This is a genomic window from Pseudomonas sp. 3B-A001-10F (assembly GCF_056313565.1).
In genome coordinates, this window is sequence record NZ_JBQYFW010000075.1 from 1 (window position 1) to 1,088 (window position 1,088).

The 1,088-nt window shown below is 50.6% G+C and carries 2 tRNA genes and 1 rRNA gene; all 3 read right to left on the bottom strand.

What is annotated here, in order from left to right:
• Positions 1-209: 209 nt before the first annotated feature.
• A tRNA-Ala gene (locus tag AC0ZWN_RS28780) sits at positions 210-285 on the bottom strand.
• A 30-nt stretch (positions 286-315) separates the two neighbouring features.
• Positions 316-392 (bottom strand) — tRNA-Ile (locus AC0ZWN_RS28785).
• 162 nt (positions 393-554) lie between these two features.
• Positions 555-1,088: ribosomal RNA gene (locus AC0ZWN_RS28790) — 16S ribosomal RNA — on the bottom strand; the annotation flags it as partial.

Sequence of the window (1,088 nt, forward strand, 5' to 3'; positions counted from 1 at the left end):
ACATTCGCCGAAAATTCGAATTTCTCAACTAAGAGAACTCACAAATTTTACCTTAGCCTGATCCGTTACCAGTGAAAGTAACGTTCAGTCTATCTTTCTATCACATACCCAAATTTTTAAAGAACGAACTAGTCAAAGACTAGAAATCAACATTCATCATCATCTTGATGGAATGCTCATTTCTAAGCTTTATACAAGAGAAGCAGTAGTGGTGGAGCCAAACGGGATCGAACCGTTGACCTCCTGCGTGCAAGGCAGGCGCTCTCCCAGCTGAGCTATGGCCCCGTATTTCTACAGGCGTTTCCCACACAAAATTGGTGGGTCTGGGCAGATTCGAACTGCCGACCTCACCCTTATCAGGGGTGCGCTCTAACCAACTGAGCTACAGACCCAATTTCGAGCTACTAAGGCCGACCTCACCCTGCTCTTTACCACAAAGCATGGGGTACGCTCTAACCAACTCAGCTACAAACCGATACAGGCTGCTTCTTTCGTCTTCTTCAATGAATCAAGCAATTCGTGTGGGAACTTATGGAGCAGCTGATGTCGTCGATTAAGGAGGTGATCCAGCCGCAGGTTCCCCTACGGCTACCTTGTTACGACTTCACCCCAGTCATGAATCACACCGTGGTAACCGTCCTCCCGAAGGTTAGACTAGCTACTTCTGGTGCAACCCACTCCCATGGTGTGACGGGCGGTGTGTACAAGGCCCGGGAACGTATTCACCGTGACATTCTGATTCACGATTACTAGCGATTCCGACTTCACGCAGTCGAGTTGCAGACTGCGATCCGGACTACGATCGGTTTTATGGGATTAGCTCCACCTCGCGGCTTGGCAACCCTTTGTACCGACCATTGTAGCACGTGTGTAGCCCAGGCCGTAAGGGCCATGATGACTTGACGTCATCCCCACCTTCCTCCGGTTTGTCACCGGCAGTCTCCTTAGAGTGCCCACCATAACGTGCTGGTAACTAAGGACAAGGGTTGCGCTCGTTACGGGACTTAACCCAACATCTCACGACACGAGCTGACGACAGCCATGCAGCACCTGTCTCAATGTTCCCGAAGGCACCAATCCATCTCTGG